This is a genomic window from Sphingopyxis sp. UBA6723, from assembly GCF_002454115.1.
GTDB lineage: Bacteria > Pseudomonadota > Alphaproteobacteria > Sphingomonadales > Sphingomonadaceae > Sphingopyxis.
Window position 1 is genome coordinate 343,013 of record NZ_DKIH01000011.1, and the last position, 22,840, is coordinate 365,852.

Annotated in this window: 18 protein-coding genes and 1 tRNA gene; 14 read left to right on the forward strand and 5 right to left on the reverse strand. The window is 62.7% G+C overall.

Annotated features, from left to right (window positions below; translation table 11 throughout):
* The first annotated feature begins 98 nt into the window (after positions 1-98).
* Positions 99-1,070, forward strand: a complete 972-nt coding sequence (glpX, locus tag B4F07_RS12715) for a class II fructose-bisphosphatase (protein ID WP_293700132.1) — start codon at positions 99-101, stop codon at positions 1,068-1,070.
* A gap of 220 nt (positions 1,071-1,290) precedes the next feature.
* On the opposite strand, the gene B4F07_RS12720 is transcribed toward glpX, so the two are convergent.
* A complete protein-coding gene (locus tag B4F07_RS12720; RefSeq protein ID WP_293700130.1) occupies positions 1,291-1,779 on the reverse strand; it encodes a flavodoxin family protein in 489 nt (162 codons plus the stop codon).
* Between the two features lie 65 nt (positions 1,780-1,844).
* Between B4F07_RS12720 and B4F07_RS12725 the strand changes: the two genes are divergently transcribed.
* From B4F07_RS12725 to B4F07_RS12770, 10 genes are all read left to right on the forward strand, one after another.
* Complete coding sequence (locus B4F07_RS12725; RefSeq protein ID WP_293700128.1) at positions 1,845-3,806, forward strand: alkyl/aryl-sulfatase; 1,962 nt, start codon at positions 1,845-1,847, stop codon at positions 3,804-3,806.
* A gap of 158 nt (positions 3,807-3,964) precedes the next feature.
* Positions 3,965-4,495, forward strand: coding sequence for a PH domain-containing protein (locus B4F07_RS12730; RefSeq protein ID WP_293700127.1), 531 nt, complete (start codon positions 3,965-3,967; stop codon positions 4,493-4,495).
* On the forward strand, positions 4,492-6,015 hold the full coding sequence (locus tag B4F07_RS12735; RefSeq protein WP_293700125.1) for a PH domain-containing protein: 1,524 nt from the start codon (positions 4,492-4,494) through the stop codon (positions 6,013-6,015). The genes B4F07_RS12730 and B4F07_RS12735 overlap by 4 nt, the downstream gene beginning before the upstream one ends.
* Positions 6,012-7,781, forward strand: a complete 1,770-nt coding sequence (recJ, locus tag B4F07_RS12740; protein WP_293700124.1) for a single-stranded-DNA-specific exonuclease RecJ — start codon at positions 6,012-6,014, stop codon at positions 7,779-7,781. Before B4F07_RS12735 ends, recJ begins: the two co-directional genes overlap by 4 nt.
* Before the next feature lie 92 nt (positions 7,782-7,873).
* Positions 7,874-7,949 (forward strand) — tRNA-Glu (locus tag B4F07_RS12745).
* A gap of 455 nt (positions 7,950-8,404) precedes the next feature.
* Entirely contained in the window at positions 8,405-11,131 is a 2,727-nt protein-coding gene (locus B4F07_RS12750) for a TonB-dependent receptor plug domain-containing protein (protein ID WP_293700122.1), read from the forward strand.
* Positions 11,132-11,252: 121 nt separating this feature from the next.
* Positions 11,253-12,815: a sodium:solute symporter gene (locus B4F07_RS12755; RefSeq protein ID WP_293704834.1), complete on the forward strand. Its 1,563-nt coding sequence runs from the start codon at positions 11,253-11,255 to the stop codon at positions 12,813-12,815.
* On the forward strand, positions 12,808-13,704 hold the full coding sequence (locus B4F07_RS12760; protein ID WP_293700118.1) for an N-acetylmuramic acid 6-phosphate etherase: 897 nt from the start codon (positions 12,808-12,810) through the stop codon (positions 13,702-13,704). Before B4F07_RS12755 ends, B4F07_RS12760 begins: the two co-directional genes overlap by 8 nt.
* Positions 13,701-14,444, forward strand: coding sequence for a GntR family transcriptional regulator (locus B4F07_RS12765; RefSeq protein ID WP_293700116.1), 744 nt, complete (start codon positions 13,701-13,703; stop codon positions 14,442-14,444). Before B4F07_RS12760 ends, B4F07_RS12765 begins: the two co-directional genes overlap by 4 nt.
* Positions 14,441-15,526 (forward strand): acyltransferase family protein, encoded by a 1,086-nt coding sequence (locus tag B4F07_RS12770; protein WP_293700115.1) that lies wholly within the window; start codon positions 14,441-14,443, stop codon positions 15,524-15,526. Before B4F07_RS12765 ends, B4F07_RS12770 begins: the two co-directional genes overlap by 4 nt.
* Positions 15,527-15,537: 11 nt before the next feature.
* Here B4F07_RS12770 and B4F07_RS12775 read toward each other — a convergent pair whose 3' ends face one another.
* Positions 15,538-16,908, reverse strand: a complete 1,371-nt coding sequence (locus B4F07_RS12775; RefSeq protein ID WP_293700113.1) for an FAD-binding oxidoreductase — start codon at positions 16,906-16,908, stop codon at positions 15,538-15,540.
* Between the two features lie 89 nt (positions 16,909-16,997).
* On the opposite strand from B4F07_RS12775, the gene B4F07_RS12780 reads away from it, so the two are divergent.
* The 3 genes from B4F07_RS12780 to B4F07_RS12790 are packed head-to-tail and all read left to right on the forward strand — an operon-like array spanning position 16,998 to position 20,205.
* Complete coding sequence (locus B4F07_RS12780; protein WP_293700112.1) at positions 16,998-18,011, forward strand: SIS domain-containing protein; 1,014 nt, start codon at positions 16,998-17,000, stop codon at positions 18,009-18,011.
* Positions 18,008-19,144: an N-acetylglucosamine-6-phosphate deacetylase gene (nagA, locus tag B4F07_RS12785; RefSeq protein WP_293700110.1), complete on the forward strand. Its 1,137-nt coding sequence runs from the start codon at positions 18,008-18,010 to the stop codon at positions 19,142-19,144. The genes B4F07_RS12780 and nagA overlap by 4 nt, the downstream gene beginning before the upstream one ends.
* The gene (locus B4F07_RS12790; RefSeq protein WP_293700109.1) at positions 19,141-20,205 is read left to right on the forward strand and encodes a beta-N-acetylglucosaminidase domain-containing protein; all 1,065 of its coding nucleotides are present in this window, start codon (positions 19,141-19,143) and stop codon (positions 20,203-20,205) included. Before nagA ends, B4F07_RS12790 begins: the two co-directional genes overlap by 4 nt.
* Here B4F07_RS12790 and B4F07_RS12795 read toward each other — a convergent pair.
* The 3 genes from B4F07_RS12795 to B4F07_RS12805 form a co-directional block, all read right to left on the reverse strand.
* Complete coding sequence (locus B4F07_RS12795; RefSeq protein WP_293700107.1) at positions 20,177-21,058, reverse strand: BadF/BadG/BcrA/BcrD ATPase family protein; 882 nt, start codon at positions 21,056-21,058, stop codon at positions 20,177-20,179. The genes B4F07_RS12790 and B4F07_RS12795 overlap by 29 nt on opposite strands.
* Positions 21,055-22,188 carry an anhydro-N-acetylmuramic acid kinase gene (locus B4F07_RS12800; protein ID WP_293700106.1) on the reverse strand — a complete coding sequence of 378 codons (1,134 nt, stop codon included), beginning with the start codon at positions 22,186-22,188 and terminating at the stop codon, positions 21,055-21,057. Before B4F07_RS12800 ends, B4F07_RS12795 begins: the two co-directional genes overlap by 4 nt.
* A gap of 210 nt (positions 22,189-22,398) precedes the next feature.
* Positions 22,399-22,734 (reverse strand): hypothetical protein, encoded by a 336-nt coding sequence (locus B4F07_RS12805; RefSeq protein WP_293700105.1) that lies wholly within the window; start codon positions 22,732-22,734, stop codon positions 22,399-22,401.
* Between the last annotated feature and the right edge of the window lie 106 nt (positions 22,735-22,840).

Sequence of the window (22,840 nt, forward strand, 5' to 3'; positions counted from 1 at the left end):
GGGCGAAGCGTCCTCGACAAGCAGTGCGACCGGCCATATGGCGCGCACCATGCCCGACCGGGGCGGCAAGGCAAGACCAAAGACGGAGATCAGCGGACATGACGACCAGCGGCAGCAACCTCGACCGGGTGCTCGTACTCGAAATGGTGCGCGTCACCGAAGCTGCGGCGATTGCGGCGGCCAAGCTGATCGGGCGCGGCGACGAGAAAGCCGCCGATGCCGCCGCGGTCGAAGCGATGCGCGCCGCGTTCAACACGCTGTATATGGACGGCACCATCGTGATCGGTGAGGGCGAACGCGACGAGGCGCCGATGCTCTATATCGGTGAAAAGGTCGGCAGCGCGCCGGGCAAGGGACCGAAGATCGACATCGCGGTCGACCCGCTGGAAGGCACGACGATCACCGCCAAGGCCGGTCCCAACGCGCTCGCGGTGCTGGCGATCGCCGAGGAGGGCTGCCTGCTCAACGCCCCCGACGTCTATATGGACAAGCTGGCGGTCGGCCCCGGCTATTCGCCGAACATCGTCAATTTCGACAACAGCATCCGCCAGAATGTCGAAGCTGTCGCACGCGAAAAGGGCTGCACCGCCGCCGATGTCATGGTCTGCGTGCTCGACCGCCCGCGCCATGAAGCGATGATCGCCGAGCTGCGCGCACTCGGCTGCGGCGTCGCGCTGATCCCCGACGGCGATGTCGCCGGGGTCATCGCGACAACCAATCCCGACACCAATGTCGACATCTATATGGGCAGCGGCGGCGCGCCCGAGGGTGTGCTGGCCGCCGCGGCGCTGCGCTGTGTCGGCGGCCAGTTCAAGGGCCGCCTGCTGTTCCGCAACGACGACGAGCGCAAGCGCGCCGCGAAATGGGGGGTCGAGGATCTCGATCGCGTCTACGACCTCGAAGATCTGGCCAAGGGCGACGTGATCTTTGCCGCCACCGGGGTCACCGACGGATCGCTGCTGCGCGGCGTCAAGCACCGACGCGACGGGGTGATGACCACCGAGACGGTGGTGATGCGCGCGTCGTCGGGGACGGTCCGCTGGGTGAAGGGCGAGCACCGCGCGGGGTGAGGGTTTTCGCGCTGCGGCCGGCCTTTATTTCGTCGCCATCCGGGACTTGATCCGGGATGACGAAGGTTTGGAAGCGACCAGAAGTGGCCATACCACTATCGTCATCCCGGCGTAGGCCGGGATCTCGCCGGTGCGGAAAACCGATAGGGTGAGATCCCGGCCTTCGCCGGGATGACGAATAAGGGAAGGTCGGGAATCCACCCCTAAGCCGCCATTGGCGTCAAAATATACCCGCCGCCAGCCCCTCCGCCAGCGCCGCGCCCAGATCGCGGGCTTCGGCGAGCCGGTTCTTCGCGATCGTCTTGGGCGCCAGGATCGCTTCCGGCGTCTGCGCGGCGGTGTTCACGATCATGGCATCGGCGACGCGTTTCAGGCGCCAGCCGGTTGCGATGCGGTCGAGTTGGCGCTCGGCGTTTTCGCCGTCGGATCCCGCGCAGATGATCGTCGCATAGGGGCGGCCTTCGAGCTGGCCGAGGCAGGGGTAATAGCAGCGGTCGAACATCTCCTTCATCGCGCCCGACAGCGCGGCAAGGTTTTCGGGGCCGACGAACAGATAGCCGCCCGCTGCGATCAGGCGGTCGGGCGTGACGTCGTCGGCGTGGACCAGCTGCCCCGCCTCCCCTGCGCCTTCGGCGGCGGCGCGCGCGAGCGCTTCGCTGCCGCCGGTGCGGCTGTGCCAGACGATCAGGAACGCGGGGGCGTCGGTCATCCGCCGATGCTTGCCAAGCGGCGGACTGCGGCGCAAGCTGCCACGAAAATATGGGGGAGAATGACATGCGCCGATTGACCGCCCTGCTGCTCGCCAGCACCCTGCCCTTTGCCGCCGTCGCGCAGGACGCCGCGAGCGAAGCGACGCGCACCGCGCAAGCCGAACTCGCGAAACGCCTGCCGCTCGATGATCCGCGCGACGAGGCCAATGTGATGCGCGGCAAGCTCGCCGAGATTCCGGGCGGGGTGATTTTGGACAAGGACGGCAAGACGGTGTGGGACCGGCGGCCCTATGCCTTTCTCGACACCAAGGTAGCGCCAGACACGGTGAACCCGTCGCTTTGGCGGCAGGCGCGGCTGAACGCGGTGCATGGCCTGTTCGAAGTCGTCCCCGACAAGATCTGGCAGCTGCGCGGCTATGACATTTCGGTGATGACGATTATCCGCGGCAAGAGCGGGTGGATCGTCGTCGATCCCTTGCTGTCCGAAGAAGCGGCGGCGGCGGGGTGGAAATTGTTCGCCGACACGGTCGAAGCCAAATCGGGCCAGCGGCCGATCAAGGCGGTGATCTTCAGCCACAGCCACAGCGACCATTTTGGCGGGGTCGGCGGGATCGTCACCCCCGAGCAAGTCAAGAAAGACAAGATCCGCATCATCGCACCGCACGGTTTTTCGGAAGAAGCGACCGCCGAGAACGTCCTCGCGGGCACCGCGATGGGGCGGCGCGCCCTGTATATGTTCGGGGCAATCCTGGCCCCCGGACCCGCGGGGCAGGTCGATACGGGGCTGGGGCCGAAGCTGTCGTCGGGGACGATCGGTTATATGGAGCCGACCGAAACCGTTAGCGAAACGGGCGGTACGCTGACTATCGACGGGCTGGCGTTCGATTTCCTCGACGCGGGCGGGACCGAGGCGCCGTCGGAGTTTGTGTTCTACATTCCCGCGTACAAGGCGCTGCACACGACCGAGGTCGTCACCCGCACGCTGCACAATGTGCTGACCCTGCGCGGGGCGCAGGTGCGCGATGCGCTGCACTGGTCGAAGGTGATCGACGCGACGCTGCTGAAATGGGGTGGGCAGGCCGAGGTCGCGCTGGCGTCGCATCATTGGCCGACGTGGGGGGCTGGCGAGGTCAGCGCGCTGCTGGCGAACCAGCGCGACGCCTATCGCTATGTCCACGACCGCACGCTGTTCCTCGCCAACCGCGGCGCGACCTTGCACGAACTGGCCGATGCGACGCCCGAAGCGCCGGTACAGGGGGGCGATTTTTCGACGCGCAATTATTATGGCACGCTCAATCACGACATGAAGGCGGTGTATCAGCGCTATTTCGGCTGGTGGGACGGCAATCCGGCGAATTTCAACCCGCTGGCGCCCGAACAATCGGCGCCCAGATATGTCGCGCTGGCGGGCGGCGCCGACAAGCTGCTGGCGGCGGGCAAGGCGGCGATCAAGGCGGGCGAGTATCGCTGGGCGGCAGAATTGCTGAACAAGCTGGTGTTTGCCGAGCCTGACAACCAAGCGGCGCGCGCGGCGCTGGCGTCAGCCTATGACCAGCTCGGCTATCAGGCCGAATCGGGGGCGTGGCGCAACTATTATCTGGCGGGGGCGGCGACGCTGCGCGGCAATGCGGTGCAGAGCCTGTCGGGCAATGGGCAGAGCCGATCGTTCGTCAGCGCGATCCCGACCGCGGTCTTTTTCGACGCGCTGGCGACGCGTTTCGATGCGTCCAAGGGATCGGCGCTCAAAGGCACATTCCAATTCGTGCTGCCCGACAGCAAGGAGACGGTGGCGGTCGTCGTCAGCGGCGGGGTGGAGGTGCCGCGTTACGGCGTCAGCGACGCGGCGCCGACCGCGACGGTGACGCTCGATCGCAAAACGCTCGACGATGTGATGCTGGGGCAGGCGCAGTTTCCGGCGCTGATGCAGTCGGGGGCGATCCGGATCGAGGGGGACCGGATGGCGTTCCTGTCGTGGTTCGCGCTGCATCCGCCGGCGGACCCGCGCTTCAATGTGGTGGTGCCGTAAGCGTCTGCGCCGGACACCGGCTTAGAACTCCGTTCGTGTCGAGCGAAGTCGAGACACCCATCGATCCTGCTTGCCTTCACGGTGTCTCGACTTCGCTCGACACGAACGGGATTAGATATTGGTTCAGTCCCGACCGATCACGTTCTAAAGGTGGTGGCATGACCGACACCCTCGCCATCCACGCGACCGATCCCTTCGACCCCGAGGCGCTCAACGCCGCCGTAGGGCTCGATCCGGTCGATCCCGCTTATGTCCAAGTGCTGCGCGTCGCGACGGCGCTCAACCTGATCCCGCTCGCGATCGGGGCGAGCGTGTTCGATTATCTGCTGATCCGCCATATCGAGGGTCCCTACGGACTGATCACCGCGCTCGCCTGGCTGATCGCAATTACCGTCATCATCACCTTTCCGTCGCGGCGGGTGTCGCGCTGGGGCTACAAGATCGGCGACGGACAGCTGCGTGTCGCGCGCGGCTGGCTGTTCCGCACCGACACCATCGTGCCATTCGTGCGCGTCCAGCATATCGACGTTGGACAAGGGCCGGTCGAACGCTGGTTCGCCCTGTCGCATCTGATCGTCCACACGTCGGGCACGCACAACAGCACCGTCACCCTCCCCGGGCTGCCTGCCGACCTGGCCGCCGCGATGCGCGAGACGATCCGGCGGCACATCCAGACCGATTTCGCATGAGCGACACCGCCGCGGCTGCGGCCGCACCGCCCATCGACGACGACGCGAACTGGCAGCGATTGCATCCCGCGACGCTGGCGCTGGCGATCGTCAAGCTGGGGCCGCGCAGCCTGAACTTCCTGCCCGCGGTCGCCGCGCTCGGCTTCACCGGCAACTGGGTCTATATCGTTCCGGCGATCCTCGCCTTCCTGCTGTTCTCACTCGTCGCTGCATGGTTCCACTGGCTGCGGTTTCGTTTTCTGGTCGGCGACGACGAGATCGTGATCGAAAGCGGGGTGTTCTCACGCCAGCACCGCACCATCCCGTTCGACCGCATCCAGGACGTCAGCATCGAACAGGGGCTGGTGTCGCGCGCGCTGGGGATCGCCAAGGTCGGGTTCGAAACCGGCGCGGGCGGCAAGGAGAATGACGGCGACCTCGACGCGATCGGACTCGACGCGGCGCAGGCGCTGCGCGCGACGATCCGCGCGCACCGCAGCGGGGAAGTGGCGGCGCCCGTCGCGGCCCACGCACCCGAAGCGGCAGCGGTCGCCGAAGACCGGCTGCTGTTCGCGATGACGCCGCGCCAGTTGCTCGTCGCGGGCCTGTTCAACTTCTCGCTCGCCGCGCTGGCCGTCGTCGGCGCGGGCATGCAGTTTTTCGACGATCTGCTGCCGTTCGATTTCAACGTCTTCAACCCGCGCGACTGGATCGACCTCGCGGGCCAATATGGGCTCGACCAGTGGGTCATCGCGCACCGCTGGATCGCGGGGGTCGGTGCGGGCGTCTCGCTGCTCTTCATCGGCTTCGCGAGCGGGATTGCGACGATGTTTTTCGCCAATTGGGATTTTCGCCTGACCCGCGAACCGCGGACGCTGCGCCGCACCCGTGGGCTGACGACGCGTACCGACGTCGCGGTGCCGGTAAAGCGCGTACAGGCGGCGATCCTGCTGACCGGCTGGTTCCGCCGCCTGTTCGGCTGGCACGAGCTGCGCCTGCAAAGCCTGGCGAGCGACGGCGAGAAGGAGCGCGACCATCAGGTCGTGCCGTTCGCGCGGCTGGATGCGATCGATCCGGTGCTGGCCGAGGTGGCGATCGCGCGGCCCGACGACGGCGTTCGCTGGCAGCAGAGCCACAATGTCATCGCGCTCGGCGGGCTGATCGGCGCACTGGGGGCGACCACCGGCGGACTGGTCGCGGTCAGCTTCGGACAGGCGCTCGGCTGGTTCGGGCCGGTCATCGGCGTGTTGATCGGCGCCGCATCGCTGTTCGGCGCGCGCTTCCATCGCTGGACCGACATGGGCGACCAGATCGCGATCCGCCGCGGCTGGTGGAAACCGCGGCTGACGCTGTTGCCGCACGCATCGGTGCAGAGCGTCGATCTAAAGACCGACTTTGTCCTGCGCCCGCTGGGCCTGGCGACGCTGGTGTTTGGGGTGCCCGGCGGCAGCGCGCTGGCGACGCATGAGGTGCCCGCGATCCCGCTGGCGACCGCCCAGGAACTGCGCCACCGGATCCTCGCCGCGGGGCTGCGCCGATGAGCGACGCCGCTCTCGGAATCACCCGCTCGATCCTCGGCCAGCCTTGGCACTGGCGGCGCGCCAGCGCCGATATGGCAGCCGAAAATCTCGCCCCCGACGATCTGGTCACCCAGCTGTTGCTGGCGCGCGGCGTAACCCGCGACGACCTCGACCGCCAGCGCACCCCGACCCTGCGCGGCTTCATGCCCGACCCGTCGCTGTTCCGCGACATGGACGCCGCCGCCGCCCGCCTCGCCGATGCGGTCGAACGGCAAGAGGCGGTCACGATCTTTGGCGATTATGACGTCGACGGCGCGACCTCGGCGGCTTTGCTCGTCCGGCTGCTGCGCGGGCTCGGGCTGCCCGCCGGCGCTTACATCCCCGACCGGCTGATGGAGGGTTATGGCCCCTCGGGCGCCGCGCTGGTCAAGATCGGCGAGGCGGGATCGAAGCTGGTCGTCACCGTCGATTGCGGCGCGCAGGCGTTTGAAGCCATCGCCGAAGCCAATGCCGCGGGGGTTGAGGTGATCGTCGTCGATCATCACCAATGCGCAACCACCCTGCCCGCGGCGCTGGCGCTGGTGAACCCCAACCGGCTCGACGAGGCGCCCGATGCCGCGATCCACGGCAATCTGGCGGCGGTCGGGGTCGCCTTCCTGCTCGGTGCTGCGCTGCTCCGCACCCTGCGCGCGCGCGGCTTTTTCGTGGGCCGCGACGAACCGGCGCTGATCGACCTGCTCGACCTCGTCGCGCTCGGCACCGTCGCCGACGTCGCGCGGCTGACGGGGTTCAACCGCGCGCTGGTGACGCAGGGGCTGAAGGTGATGGCGCGGCGCGGCAACACCGGGCTCGCGGCGCTGATGGACGCGGCGCGGCTGACCAAGCCGCCGACCGCGAGCGACATGGGCTTTGCGTTGGGGCCGCGGATCAACGCGGGCGGGCGCGTCGGCAAATCGGACCTTGGCGTACGCTTGCTGACGACCTCGGACCCGCAGGAAGCGGCGGATATTTCGCAAGAGCTCAACCGGCTCAACGAAGAACGCCGCGCGATCGAGGCGGTGGTGCTCGACGAAGCGATGACCGCCAGCACCGCATGCGGTAACGCGCCGGTCGCGATCGTCGCCGGGCAGGGCTGGCACCCCGGGGTGATCGGCATCGTCGCCGGGCGGCTCAAGGAACGGCTGCACCGCCCCGCGATCGTCATCGCGGTCGATGAGTCGGGCGTCGGCAAGGGATCGGGCCGCTCGATCAGCGGCGTCGACTTGGGCGCGGCGATCCTCGCCGCCAAGGAAAGCGGACTGCTCGTGGCGGGCGGCGGCCATGCGATGGCGGCGGGTTTGACCGTCGAAGCCGACAAGGTCGATGCGCTCGGTGCCTTCCTCAACGACCGCCTCGCCGCCGACGTCGAACGCGCGAGCGGCGACAAGGCGCTGCTGATCGACGCGGTGCTCGCGCCGCGCGGGATTTCGCCGCTCTGGTGCGAGGCGATCGAGAGTGCCGGGCCTTATGGCGCCGGCTGGCCCGCGCCGCGCGTCGCGACCGGGCCGGTGCGGATCGTCGAAGCGGGGATCGTCGGCACCGACCATGTCCGGCTGATCGTATCGGGCGACGACGGCGGACGGTTCAAGGCGGTGGCGTTCCGCAGCGCCGAAACCGAGCTCGGCCAGACCTTGCTCCACGCGCGTGGCGGGCGGAAATTATGGCTGGCGGGGCGCGCCAAACGCGACGATTGGGGCAGCCGCCCCGCGGCGGAACTCCACCTGGAGGACGCGGCTTGGGCCGATTGAAACCGCCCCGCGCAAGTTTTTTGCGCACGGGGGGCGCCAGCGCGCTTGACCGTATGGATATGCGAGTCTAATGCGCCGCTTCACCGAACGACGGCCCCTTCGTCTAGCGGTCTAGGACGTCGCCCTTTCACGGCGAAAACACGGGTTCGAGTCCCGTAGGGGTCACCATCGGCAAAGGTCTGCGGCTCAGCGCGCGGACGGGAAAGCCGAAGCGGCCATTTCCTCCCGATGGCACCCCCCACATATGTTTCTAGCCAAGCTGAGCGGCCCAATTTCGACATCGAAATCACCGCCACCCGAACGGCGACGTCCAGGGCGATTCGGAGAGCGATATCCACGCGCAATTCGATACGCCCGGATCATTCGGTGGAGACCGGTCATGCCCACACAACGGACATCGAATGGCCGCCGCCGTGCCAAGGCGGCTCAAGACGAGGTTTGAGGCAATTTGGCCGCGGGCGGACAGGCACGTCGCGGCGAAAAATCGAGTTTTCAACGGCCTTCGAGGGCACAAAGCGGGCGTTGCAGATCAACATTGGTATTAAAGTGGTATTGCATATGTCTTACCATTGTGTTACGCGCGGTGAAATTGACAGAGGGCGTCAGTCGGAAGGGGTTTGGGCATGAGAGGGAAAACTTCGAAATTATTATATGGCAGCTCTGCGGTCCTTGGGCTGATGGCGGTGACCACACCGGCCAGTGCTCTGGCGCAGGATGCGTCCGTCGCGGCAGAGGATGACGGCGCGATTATCGTTACCGGCTCAAGGATCAGGAGCGCGGGCCTTTCGTCCACCAGTCCGATCAGCACGCTTGAGGGCGAGCAGATCCAGCTGCAGCGCGCCGTCACCATCGAAGATATTTCGGTCAAGATTCCGCAACTTGCCGGGGGTGTGAACTCGACATCGGTCGGCAGCGACGCCTTTGGTGCGCAGACCCTGGACTTGCGCAATCTTGGGCAGAACCGAACGCTGGTTCTAATCAACGGGACGCGGGCATTGCCGTTCAGCTTTCGCAACGCCGTCGATGTCAATTCCATACCTGCCCCGCTTCTGAAGCGCGTTGATGTTCTGACCGGTGGCGCAGCCGCGGTGTACGGCGCCGATGCGGTCGCAGGCGTGGTCAATTTTATTATCAACGACGATTTCGATGGGCTGCAAGCGAACATCAACTACCGCGCCGTTGCCGGTGGCGGGTCGCAGAAAAGCGGCCATTTGATGGGCGGCATGAAGCTGGGGGATCGGGGCAGCATCGTCGGCTATCTGGAATATACCGATCGTGACGCGCTGCTTGCCGGCAACCGCCGCTTTGCGCGCAATGGCGCCGCCACCCTGCCGATCGGCGGCAACTTCACCGATGTCGCAAGCGGGCGTACATTTTCGTACGATGCCAATGGTGCCTTCACGCTGACACCGCAATCCACGGACTATACGCCGCTGTTTCTGCTGGCGCAGCCGCTCCGCCGGTTCAACGCCAATGCGTTCTTCAAATATGAGCTGATTGACGGGGTCGAAACCTACGGCCGGGTCATGTATTCCAAAGTGGAAACGCAAGGGGGCACGCGCTCGGGGCAAAATCCTCCGACGACCGGCACCGCGGGCATCAATGTCCAGATTGCCGAAACCAATCCCTTCCTCGATCCGCAGGCGCGGGCGCAACTCACCTTCGTGAACGGCTTTGCCACCGTCAATGTCCGCCGTTCGCTTGGCGAACTTGGGCCGACCTTTGCCGAGAACGAGCGGGACAATATCCAGGCCCAGATTGGTTTCCGCGGCGAAATTACGCCTGCCATCAGCTGGGATGCCTATTATCAATATGGCAGATCCAAGGAATCCATCACAGTCAAAGGAGATGGCCTGCGGTCGAGTTTCGCGGGCCTGGTGAACACCACCGATATTTTCGGCCCGGGCGGCGATTTCACCAGCGTGCTGCGGGATTTCGATTTTGGCGATCGCAAGCGCACCCAACAGGTGGCTTCGGCTTATATTGCGGGCGACACGAGCGATTTTTTCAACGGTTGGGCGGGACCGGTCGGATTTACGGTCGGCTATGAGTTTCGCAAGGAAACCGGACGCTTTGCCTATGGTTCCGATCTTGGGACTTCATTCAATCAGGGCGCTGAATCCGCGCCACCGATCCCGCCGTTCGTCAAGGTCAACGAACTGTTCGGCGAGTTGGTCGTACCGTTGCTGTCCAACGTTCCACTGATCCAGCAATTGAATGTCGAAGGTGCCTATCGGAAATCCTGGTACGCAAAGTCCGTGGGGCCTGACCGCAGCTATGATACCAACAAGTTGGGCATCAACTGGACGGTGAGCGACGATCTGCGCTTGCGGGCAACGCGCCAGACCGTCATTCGCGATGCCAATATCGGCGAGTTTGCCAACCCGGTGTTTTCGATCCCCTTCGCAAATCTGCGTACCGTTGCCCGGTTGTTCCCGCGTTATGCGGGTGATCCGTGCGTCGGCGCGACGAATGCCGCGACGGTCACCCAATGTACCGCGCAAGGATATCGCGCGGCGTATGACTCGAACAATCCGGCCAATCTGACGGGCGGGTACTTCTTTGGCGGCAATGCGAATATCGCGGCGGAACGCGGCAAAACCTACACTGTCGGAGGGATATTCACACCGCGTTTCATCCCGGGTCTCAACCTCTCGGTCGATTGGTACAAGATCAATATCCGGGATGCCGTCGGCCAGATCCAGCCGATCGACGCGATCACCAGTTGCTATGTCACCGACCCGCGCGCCGACAACCCGTTGTGCGCCGCGGTCACGCGCGATCCGGTGACCGGTTTCATCAAGGACGCTTTCGTCGATGACAGGAACCTCGCCTCGATCAAGCAGGAAGGTATCGATGTCGATTTCAAATATGCGTTCGATGTCCCGTTCGGCCTGCCGGGCGACAATTGGAGCCTGGGCTATCAGGGCAGCTTCGTCACCGACTATACGATCCAGCGTAACGCGGTGCTCACGCCGGTCGATTGCAAGGCCCGTTATGGCGCGCCCTGCTCCTCCGATCTCGTCACACTGGTGGTGCCCGATTACCGTCACCGCGCCACCTTTACCTGGGACAGCGAGCCGCTGACCGTGCAATTCGGATGGAAGCGGATCGGATCGGTCAAAGACAGCACGGCGGGCAGCGTAGGCAAAATCGATGCGTTCGATTATTTCGATTTGAACATCGCGCTTCGCCCCCCCATCGAAGGGCTTTCGCTGACTTTCGGTGTCGATAATATCTTTGCCAAGAAGCCACCAATTGCGGTCAATCCGGGCGCATTCAATACATTCCCCGATACCTATGACGTGCTTGGCAGGACTTTCGGATTTTCACTGACCATCCGCAGATAAGCGGTTCGCGGAGGAGCGAATGATCGGTTCGCTCCTCCGCTGATCCGCCGCCGAAACCTTCATTCATCATGACATTCGCCTGGCTGGCATTTACTCTGCCGAGAATGGGGAGATTTGGCGAATGACGCCACTGCAGTTCACGGCGCTGGATTGGGGCATATTGGCTGGTTATGTTGGCATCCTTGCGGCTGCCGGCTATTTTTCGACCCGGCGCAATATGCAGAATGCCGACGATTATTTCCTTGCCAGCCATCACGCGCCAACCTGGCTGGTGGCGGTGTCGGTACTGTCGACGGTCCAATCGGCAGCGACATTTCTGGGGGTACCCGACAACAGCTTTCGGGGAAACTATACCTATCTCACCAGCACGATCGGCGCGTTGCTCGCCGCCTGGTTCGTTGCCCAAGTGCTCATTCCCCGATTTTATGCGATCGGCGCCACAACCGTTTATGAATTGCTCGAACAGCGTTTCGATGTGACCGCGCGCCGCGCGGCTGGGGCCATGTATCTGGTCGGCCGTATCTTCGCGAGCGGTGCGCGGCTGTATCTGGCGGCCATAGCTGTCTCGATGATCATGTTTCTTGATGTCGAACCACAGCATATCGTGATTGCGTCGTTCACGCTGCTGATGTTCGGCCTTGCCTTCACGTTCATGGGCGGACTGAATTCCGTGATATGGAGCGATTTGGTGCAGGTGGTGCTCTATGTCGGGGCAGCCGTCATGGTGCTGGTCTTTCTGCTGGTCAAAATACCGGTTCCCCTGCCCGAAATACTGGACAGCCTGACCATGTCGCCGTTGGGCGACAAGACACAGGTCATCGACTGGTCCTTCAACCTGACGGCGCCTTTTTCGATATTTGCGGCTGTGACCGGACTCGTTCTGCTGAACATCGGCAATTCGGGTCTCGATCAGGACACCACGCAGCGCCTGCTCGCCTGCGACAATGCCAAACATGGGAGCCGCGCGCTCTATGCGTCGGTCTGGGCTTCCATCCCGGTGATCCTGCTGTTTCTGGTCATCGGCTCGCTGCTGCACATATTTTACGAGCGTCCCGATCTGATGGGATCCAGCGGCCAAGACGTCGTCCAGACGTTTCAGGGCGAAAAAATCACGGTGTTCATGCATTTCATACTCAGCGAAATCCCGCCGGGTCTCCGGGGGCTGGTGACGGTGGGCGTCATCGCGGCGGCGGCCATCAACTCCGGCCTGATCTCAATGGCGGCCGTGCTGATCAACGATTTCTATCGGCCGTGGAAAGAACGGCGCGGCGCTGCCAGTGAAAAGCACTTCATTCTGGCGGGACGTGTGACCACCGTGTTGCTGGGGCTGGCGCTCTTCATCATGTCGATCCTGTGCTACTATTGGCAACGTTACAGCAGTCTGCCGCTGCTGGAATTCGTGCTGGGGGTCATGGCTTTCGCTTATTCCGGATTGCTCGGTGTCTATTTTACGGCACTGTTCACAAAGCGTGGATCGTCGGCCTCTGTCATCGGGGCGCTGATCGCAGGCTTTCTTACCATTGTCGCCTTTCAGGGATATGTCGTCGATATGCTGGGCCTGCCCGCCGCAATGAAAACGATCGCATTCCCCTGGCAGCTGTGCGTCGGGACGGCCGTTGCGACGGTCGTGTGCCTGATGGGCTCTCAATCGAAATCCGTTACACCGAGTATTGCAAATGCCTAATACCGAAAGCCTCAACCCGCGATTTGCCGACATCGACAGCTGGCCGACCATAGAAGCCGTTGAAGCCATGCTCGAAGGCCAGATGGCTGCCATCGCTTCGTTAAAGAGCCAGACCCCGCACATCGCCGCCGCCGCAGAGGCGGCCGCGGCGCGGCTTCAGAAAGGCGGTCGGCTTGTCTATGTCGGCGCCGGAACGTCGGGACGGGTTGCGGTTCAGGATGGGGTCGAGCTGGGGCCGACCTTTGGATGGCCAGCCGAGCGTTTGGTATATCTGATGGCAGGCGGCATCGACGCGCTGGTCCATAGCGCCGAAGGCGCCGAAGACGACGCGGACGATGCCATATCAAGGATCAGCGAATCCGGCGTCAACGCGGATGATGTTGTCATTGGCGTGGCGGCCAGTGGTCGCACGCCCTTTACCATCGCGGCGCTGACCGCAGCAGAGGAAGCCGGCGCACTAACGATTGCCATCGCCAATAACGCGGAAACCGCACTGCTTCACGCGGCGCACCATGGCTTATTGGCCGCAACGGGCAGTGAAACCATTGCCGGGTCGACGCGGATGAAGGCCGGAACCGCGCAAAAAGCCATCCTCAACCTTCTCTCCACCGCGATCATGCTGCGGCTTGGCCGCGTGTATCGCGGGCTGATGGTGGATATGGTCATTTCCAATGACAAGCTGCTGAACCGGGCCTTTGGGATCGTCAGAGCTTTAAGCCATTGCAGCGAGGCTGTGGCCATTGAGGCCGTGCATCTTGCCGGAAATGACATCAAGACGGCGGTGCTGATCGCCCTCGGGAAAGACCCGTCGGAAGCAGCAGCACTGCTGCGCGACCATGGCGGCATATTGCGCGATGCGATCAAGGCCATGAACGGAAACGCACCGTGAAATCGGCTTCGGCCCATAGCAGCGAGCACAGCAATTCGCCGATCTACATCAAGCTCGCCCATCGCTTGCGGCAGCAGATAGAGGATGGCGCGATCAGCGCAGGCGAGGCGCTTCCATCCGAGCGTGATCTTTGCAAGATCATGGGCGCGTCGCGGGTTACCGTGCGCAAGGCGACCGAACTGCTGATCGAAGAAGGCTTGCTGTCGAGACGCCAAGGGTCGGGAACCTATGTGACGCCGCGCATTCAGGCACCAGGCTCGTTTCTCAGCAGTTTCAGCGAAGACGCCGAGGCGCGCGGCGAAGCGACGGACACGATCTGGATCATGAAAGCGATCGGTTCGGCGACCGAAGAGGAAACCCGGATCCTGGAGTTGCCAAAAGGCGCCGATGTCGCGCGGCTCAGCCGCGTTCGCATGGCCGGCGGCGAGCCGTTGGCGATCGAGAATGCGGTCGTGCCGGCCGACATGCTGCCCGACATCACGCATTTGGGAAATTCGCTTTACCAGGCGCTCGACCAGCGCGGCAACCGGCCCGTGACCGGCCAGCAGAAGATCCGCGCGGCGCTGGCGGGGTCAACCGAAGCCAGCCTGTTGTCCATCCCGGAGAATAGTGAAATCCTGCGGATCGAACGGCTTACTCGCCGGGCAGACGGACGGCCGGTCGAACTCACCCGGTCGGCTTATCGCGGCGAACGCTATGAATTCGTGAGCGAACTGCGCGGGCCTTTTGTGGTCTTGTGAGCAAGGCTGTACCCGATCGCGATCCATCGCTCGACAGCTTTCGCGGCATCGACGTGCTCTTGATGATATTGGTGAACATACAGGGAGATGGGGCGGCCGCATTTGCGACGCTCCGGCACGCCGAATGGAACGGCCTGACATTTGCCGACCTGGTATTTCCGATATTCCTGTTGATCGTCGGGCTGTCGGCGCCGTTGGCACTCGACAAGCCGGGCCATGTTTTCAGCTGGACGGCGATTGGACGTCGCGCGTTTCTGCTCTTCCTTATCGGCGTCCTGTTGAGCTGGCTCATCAGACCGACACTCGATCCTGAACTGATCCGGTGGACGGGCGTATTGCAACGTATCGCGATCGTCTATCTGATCTGCGCCGCAGTCATTGTCATCAGGCGCAGCGCCGTGCTGCCCCTGCTCATCGCCGGGTTGCTGCTCTTATTTCACTCATGGATGCTGCTGACGGCCGGAACACCAGCAGGAGCGCCGCCCAGCATGGAACCGGGCAAGGGGATCAGCGGGTGGCTCGATCAAAATCTCATCCCGGGCCGGGTGTTAAGGCAAAGCTGGGATCCCGAAGGCGTGTTGTCGACGCTGAGTGCGGCGGCCAATGGCTTGATCGGCGTTGCGGTGATGCGCTGGATCAAGCGCCATGTCGTTTCCAACACGCGCCTTGCGCTGGCGGGTTTGCTCCTGCTGGCCGCAGGGCTGGCGCTGACGCCTGTGTTGCCACTGAACAAAAATCTTTGGACCGCCAGTTTCGCGCTCGTTACCTGCGGCATCGGAATTCTGTTCTGGGCATGCCTTAAAGCGATATGGTCCTCCATTGGCGGGAACAGGATCGCCCAGTGGACGGCAAGTCTGGGCCAGGCCGCGCTTACGCTCTATATCATTCATATGGTGCTGATCGCGATCATCGTCCGCGAGCTGCCGAGCGGCGCGACGATATGGGCGGTGACATATCAGGGTCTTGCCCGCGCCGGATTGCCGACGCCGATCACATCTCTGCTCTACGCCATTCTGGCCGCGGCGATTTCCTGCGCCATTCTTCCGTGGCTCCGGCGGCGCGGGTGGGTGCTCAAGGTTTAGGGTCAGAACCCCTAATCCAGAAATATCTTGCCGGGGTTGAACAGGCCTGACGGGTCCAAGGCATCCTTGATCCGCCGCATTGTCGCAACGCTTTCGGTACCATGTTCGCGCTGCATCGCCTGTCGTTTGCCCAGCCCGATACCATGTTCCCCTGTGCATGTGCCGCCCACCGAGAGTGCGTGGTCGATCATGGCTTCATTGATGATGCGGGCTTTGTCCCAGCTGGCCCGATCGTCAGCCTGCAATATGAAGAAGATGTGGAAATTGCCGTCGCCGACATGGCCAAGGATCGGTGCAAAGAGGCCCGACGCTTCGATGGCGGTTTTGGCGCGGGTGATTGCATCGCTCAGCTGGCTGATCGGCACGCATATATCGGTGATCCAGGCGACCGCCCCGGGCACCATATTTTTGGCAGCCCACAGCGCCTGGTGGCGCGCCTTCCAGAGCGCATTGCGATCTTCGGTCGCGGTCGCAAACTGAAGCTGGCCGCCGCCATTCCCCTCGCCGAAAAGCCGAACGAGGGACAATTGGTCGGCCACACTGGCCTCCGATCCGTGAAATTCCAGGAACAGCATCGGTTTTTCCGGCAGCCCCAAAGCGCTTTGCCGGTTGCAGGCGCGGATGGCCGCCTCGTCCAGCAATTCCATCCGCGCGATCGGCACGCCCGACTGAATGGTTGCGATGACCGTATCAACCGCACCCTCCACCGTGCCGAAGTCCCATGTGGCAGCGAGAATTTTGTCTGGCTGGCCATGCAGCCGCAAGCTTGCCTCGACAATCAGGCCAAGCGTCCCTTCCGCCCCGGTAAACAGATGGGTGAGGTCATACCCCGAGGCGGACTTGCGCGCGCGCGTTCCCGTCGAAACGACACGACCATCGGCTGTCACCACTTTCAGCGCCATGATATTGTCGCGCATGCTGCCGTAGCGGACGGTGGTCGTCCCCGAAGCACGCGTCGAAATCATGCCGCCGAGCGAGGCATTGGCACCGGGATCGACGGGGAAAAACAGCCCGGTGGCGCGGATGTCTTCGTTCAGCTGCTCGCGGGTCACGCCGGGTTCGACGACGCACAAAAGATCGGCGGCGCTGACGTCGAGGATGCGTGCCATGCGGCTGAAATCCACGCAAAGACTGTCGGCGTGGGTTATCGCCGCGTTGCCCTCCAGCGACGTTCCTGCGCCAAAGGCGACGATCGACCAGTTTTCTTTGGCGGCTGTTTTCACCAGCAGCTGTACATCTTCGACCGTCTCCGGCTGCGCAACCAGCGACGGCGTTCGATGCGCGTGATGACCTTCGCTCTGGGCATATTGCGCCCGCGCCGAAGGTGCGGTGATAAGGCGCGCACCAAACCGGTCAGCAAGTGCGTTTACAAGCCTGTCCATATCGTCTCCCCGACCCTGATAGCAGCCTTGCATCCATCCGTAAATTGGTATTATATAGGTATTATATGAGAGAGCCAAGCCAAACAGCGATGTACCGCGAAGCGTCGCAAGCCAGCGAAGTTGCCGCCCGGCAATATGCGTCGAACGCCGCGCTGATACGTGACCTTGGTCAAAGGCTGCGCGCGCTCGACCCGCAGATCATCTTCACATGCGCGCGCGGCAGTTCGGATCATGCGGCGACTTATGCCAAATATCTGATCGAAACCCGGCTTCGGGTTCCCGTCGTGTCGCAGGCGCCGTCAATCAGTTCCATTTATGGCGCGCCGCTGCTCCATATGAAAGATCAGCCGTTCATCCTCATCTCGCAATCGGGCAAAAGTCCTGACCTCCTGTTGTCAGCAGAGGCGGCGCGAAAAGCCGGGGCGCTGGTTATCGCATTGGTGAACGATATGGACTCGCCGTTGGCCGACCTTGCCGAAATTGTCGTGCCTTTACATGCGGGGCCAGAGAAAAGCGTCGCCGCGACCAAAAGCTATATCGCGACCCTCTGCGCATTGGCGCACCTTGTCGGTGAATGGACCCGGTCGGCCGAGACGCAGGAAGTCGTAAAGACGCTTCCCCGGCTGTTGAATGCGGCTTGGGCCGATGACTGGGGTGCGGGGGCCGAAATGCTTCGGGATGCCGAAAGCATGTTCGTCCTCGGCCGCGGCCTGACGCTCGGCATCGCGCAGGAGGCTGCGCTCAAATTCAAGGAAACCAGCGGGATCCACGCGGAAGCATTCAGTATGGCCGAGGTCGTGCACGGCCCGATGGCACTCGTAAAGTCCGGCTTTCCGCTGCTGATATTTCCGCCGCTGGACAAGGCTGCGGCGGGATTGGAGACTATTGTGGAACAGTTTCTTGGTCGCGACGCCCGAATAGCGGTTGCGGGTCGCCAATTTGACGGCGCTGTATCGCTCGGGCTTCCCGAGGAGGTCGATAGTGTCACCGCCCCGATCGCGATGGTCCAGAGCTTTTACGCAATGGTGAATGCCATATCGGTGCAGCGAGGCTATGATCCGGATCGTCCGCCGCTGCTGCAAAAGGTGACCGAGACGATATGACCGAGACGGCATTGGTGGGCGCCCGCATATTTGCGGGCGAAACATGGTATGACGAGTACGCGCTTGTCATGAGCAATGGCCGCATCAAGAGGTTGCTGCTCGCAAAGGCGTTGCCGGACAATATGCCGGTACAGATGCTTGATGGCGGCGTTCTCCTGCCCGGCTTTGTCGATACGCAGGTGAATGGCGGCGGTGGCGTCCTGTTCAACGACGAGCCAAGCGTGGACGGCATAATTTCGATCGCCGAGGCACACCGAAAATTCGGTACTACCGCGATGCTGCCCACTTTGATCAGCGACGATCTTGACGTCATTGCCAAAGCCATCGGGGCGGTCGATGATGCCATTCAGGCGGGCGTTCCGGGGATCGTCGGAATTCATATCGAAGGGCCGTTTCTCAATCCCGGCAAACATGGCATTCACGACGCCAAGAAATTCCGGTCCCTGGATGCCGACACCGTCGCGCTTTTGTCGTCGCTGAAACATGGCAAAACCCTGGTCACACTGGCGCCCGAGCTCGCCCCAGAAGGCGCCATCGCCGCACTGGTGGCAAAAGGGGTTGTCGTCGCCGCTGGGCATACATTGGCGAATTATGACGACATGCAGCAGGCGATCGGAGAGGGGCTTTCGGGCGTCACGCATTTGTTCAACGCCATGACGCAGATGGAGAGCCGGGCGCCGGGTGTCGTGGGGGCGAGCATGGACGGCGGTCTGATCTGCGGCATCATTGCGGACGGACATCATGTCCATCCGGCATCGCTGCGCGCCGCATATCGCGCAAAAGGCAGCAAGGAACTGATGCTTGTCACCGACGCCATGCCAACGGTTGGTTCGGACATCACGTCCTTCACGGTCGGAGGAACCGCGGTGACGGCGCGTGAAGGAATGCTGCGATCGGATGAAGGTACGCTCGCGGGTTCGGATCTTGATATGACCAGCGCATTGAAAAACTGCGTGGCGTTGATGCAGGTCGATCTAAGTTCGGCTTCGCAAATGGCGAGTGCGACGCCTGCCGAATTCATCGGCATTGGGAACGCTTATGGCCGGATATCGGAAGGCTATCGGGCCGACCTGGTCCATCTGGACGACTCGCTGAACATGCAGAATGTCTGGATTGCAGGCGACATGGCATGATGCCGGAACTGGGCGTCATCGAGGGCTATTTTGGCCGGGCCTGGAGCTGGGACGAGCGTGGCGACGTCATCGACCGGCTGGCACCGGCTGGCTATGCGTTCTTCCATTATGCGCCCAAGATCGACGGCATATTGCGCCGCGACTGGCGCCAATTGCATGATGACGCGGAAACGCAGAATCTGCGGCAATTCGCGCGCCATTGTGCAGCCCGCCAGATGCGGTCGGGCATCGGGCTGACGCCTTATGGCGCGCATCTCGATTTTGACCGTAGCGCGCGCGAAGAATTGAAAGCCAAGATCGCTCATCTCGACACGATCGGTATCGACGATCTGGTCATTCTGTTCGATGACATGCGCGGCGATTTTGTTGATCTGGCGGAGCGACAGGCCGAAATCGTCGATTGTGCCATCGGGTCCAGCAAAGCGTCGCGTTTTTTCATGTGTCCGAGCTATTATTCGGATGACCCGCTGCTGGACCGCGTGTTCGGGCAACGCCCCGAATCTTATCTGGAAAAGCTCGGCAAGCTGCTCGACCCTGCAATTTCGGTTTACTGGACTGGCGAAGAAATATGCTCGCGCGAATTCAGCATCGGCCACTTGGCGAGCGTCGCCGACCGCCTTGGCCGCAAGCCGTCGCTTTGGGACAATTACCCCGTCAATGACGGACCACGCATGTCGAACCACCTGCATTTGCGGTCATTCACCGGGCGCCCGGCTGCCATGGAGCCATATCTGGCGCATCATGCCATCAACCCTGCGTCGCAGCCAATCCTGAGCTGCATCCCGGCACTGACCTTGCCGTCATGCTATGCCAAAGGCGACGCCTACCGCTACGCCTCCGAATTCCTGGACGCAGCGACCCGGATCTGTGGCGCCGAATTCGCGCTCATGCTTCAGTGCGACCTCAACGCGTTTGAGGATCGCGGTCGATTGGGGATCGCCGATGAGGTTACGGAATTCTGCCGCAAATATGCGGCCTTCGATACCCCTGCCGCCCGCGAGATTATCGACTGGTTGACCGGCGGTTATGTCATCACAGGCGAGATGCTCCGGACCCAATAGGGCGGCCTGCCAGGATCAGGGCGCCGTCGAGCGCATCCCCCAAAGCATCCTGCAATTGCGCCACAATCCGGACGCGCAACCACGGCTTCATTCGCTCGGCCAGCCCGCCCATCAGCACGCATCGCGGTGCTCCGCGCGATAGGATGGTTTCAATAAATCGTTCGACGTGCAGCGCTGCGTCGCGGACAATCGACAAGGCGATCTCGTCGCCAAGGTCCGCATAATCCATAACCAGCGGCGCAAAGCTTGCGTAATCGCCCGGCGCTGCGTCGTCCATCCACGCTATCACCCGGGGAATTGCGTGGTCGAATTGCTTGGTCACAGCCTGGCTTAACGGTGAAGGCCTGGTCCGCCCATCGAGCGCGCGCAGCGCATGGCGGATGGCACTCAGGCCAAGCGCCGCGCCGCTGCCTTCGTCGGATATCGGAAAGCCGTAGCCGCCGATGCTGAAACTGTCTTCGCCGCGTTTGACCAGGCCGACGCTGCCGGTGCCGATAATCAGGATTGCACCGTCGTCGCCCATATGGGCGCCCAGATTGGCAATCATCGCGTCGCTGGTGAGCTGGACGTTTGCAAATGGAAAGGTCAGCCCCTGAATCTTTTGCTTCATGCCCATGCGGGTGATCCCTGCGATTCCCATGCCGCAGCGGATCTTGCCGGCATCTTCGGCACTCAGGCCGGCGGCCCGGATCGCCTGCATCGAAACATCGAGCAATGTGGCGTGGAGAGCATCCAGGCCAATGCGGGTATTGGCCGGTCCCGCATGACCCGAACCCAGGATATTGCCATCCTCATCGGTCAGCCTGGATTTGCTCGAGGTGCCGCCAGCATCGATTCCGAGAAACAGCGTCATGCCGGGATTTTTCCCGCAGCGACCCGGTCGGGCTGTGTCAAAACGCCCCCCGACATCGGCTCTGCCACGCCGGTGGTACCGGGATATGTGATCGGCAAGCCGTGGAGACAGCGATACGCCAGATAGGCAAATCCCTGCGCTTCGACAGCGTCGCCGTCCCAGCCCAGATCGTCCGTAAGGACCGTCGGAATCCCGGAATATCTCTCTATCATCTTGAGCATCGTATCATTCTTGCGTCCTCCACCGCAGACAATCAAGCGTTGCGGGCGAACAGGAAATTGCCGCAAGCCCAAGGCGGCGGCCTTGGCAGAAAATGCCGTTAAGGTGGCAGCGCCGTCCGGTGCCGAGAGGCGTTCCACCATATTGAGCCCAAAATCTTTACGGTCCAATGACTTTGGCGCTGGTGCAGAAAAGAACGGATGATCCAGCATCGCCTGCAATGCCTTTTCGTCGATCGTGCCACGCGCTGCCAATTCACCGCCTGCGTCGAACGGATAATTGGTTTTTCGGCCCATCCAGTCGTCGATCAACGCGTTCGCCATTCCGCAATCAAATGCGATCAGCTCGCCGTCGGTGCCGATGAAGGTGAGGTTTGCGACGCCGCCAAGATTCAGCACCGCCACGGGCTGCGAGGCATCCGAAAACAGCGCACGGTGAAAGACGGGAATGAGCGGCGCCCCCTGACCGCCGAACATGACATCGAAATGGCGCATGTTCGACATCACCGCTATGTTCAGCCGGTTCGCCAAAAAATCGGGCTTGCCGATCTGCCAGGTCCAGCCCAGATCGGCGCGATGCGCGATCGTATGGCCGTGGAGTCCGATTGCCGCGACGTCGTTCGCCGATACACCGGCCTTGCGCAGCAACATTTCGGCGGCCGCCAGATGGCGCCGGTCCAACAGCATTTCACATTCGTCTATCGACTGGTGGGGTACCCGCTGTGTACTCGCCATTGCCAGGTCGCACGCTTCGGCAATGCGGTCTTTCAGATCGTCGGGATAGGGTTCAAATTGAAAGGCAACCGGTTCGACGGAATTGAGGCCGTCCGTTTTGATCAGCGCCGCATCAACCCCATCGCGCGAGGTTCCCGACATCAATCCTATGACATATTGCATTGCGATGCTGCCCATCCAAGATTGGTATTGGATTGGTATACAACATATGGTGCCTTTGGTCTAGGCCAATGTCAGACGGGACCATGGCCCGTGCCTTCTCCCACACCGGCAAAGCGCATTTGTCATGGGATCGCCGCATATCCCGCGTTTCCGAAGGCAGGCGAGACGCGAAAGACGGTTCGTCTGCGGATACGGTATCGCCCCAGGCGGCCCGCAGCCGCTATGTCAGCGCAGCCATCCCGCAGCCTGGGCCAAGGCGCGCGTTTCAGTGCAGTGGCGCTTGCGCTGTTCTTCATCGAGGCGCGGCAGGACGCGGGCGTAGCCGCGCAGTTGCAGCGCGATAAGATCGGGACTCAAATCGGGAAGCTTGGCCGCAAGGAGCGCGCGGATCGCTTTTTCATCGACGCGGAACCCGCACAGATCCTGTGACGCGATCGCGATGGTCGTGCCGTTGAGGATATCCTCCTCGCTGTAACGGGGCGGGCTGTCGGCGCCGACGGGCGTGGCAGACAGCGCGGCGAAACATAGGGCGAGACTGGCATGGGCTGGGCGCATAGGCATTGTACTTCGTTGGCGGCGCCATTTGGTTGGGCAATGGTGTTCCGCGTACTGGTACATTTCAGATCGCCCCATGGGGCCAGCGGCAACACCCCGTCCAACCGCGGAC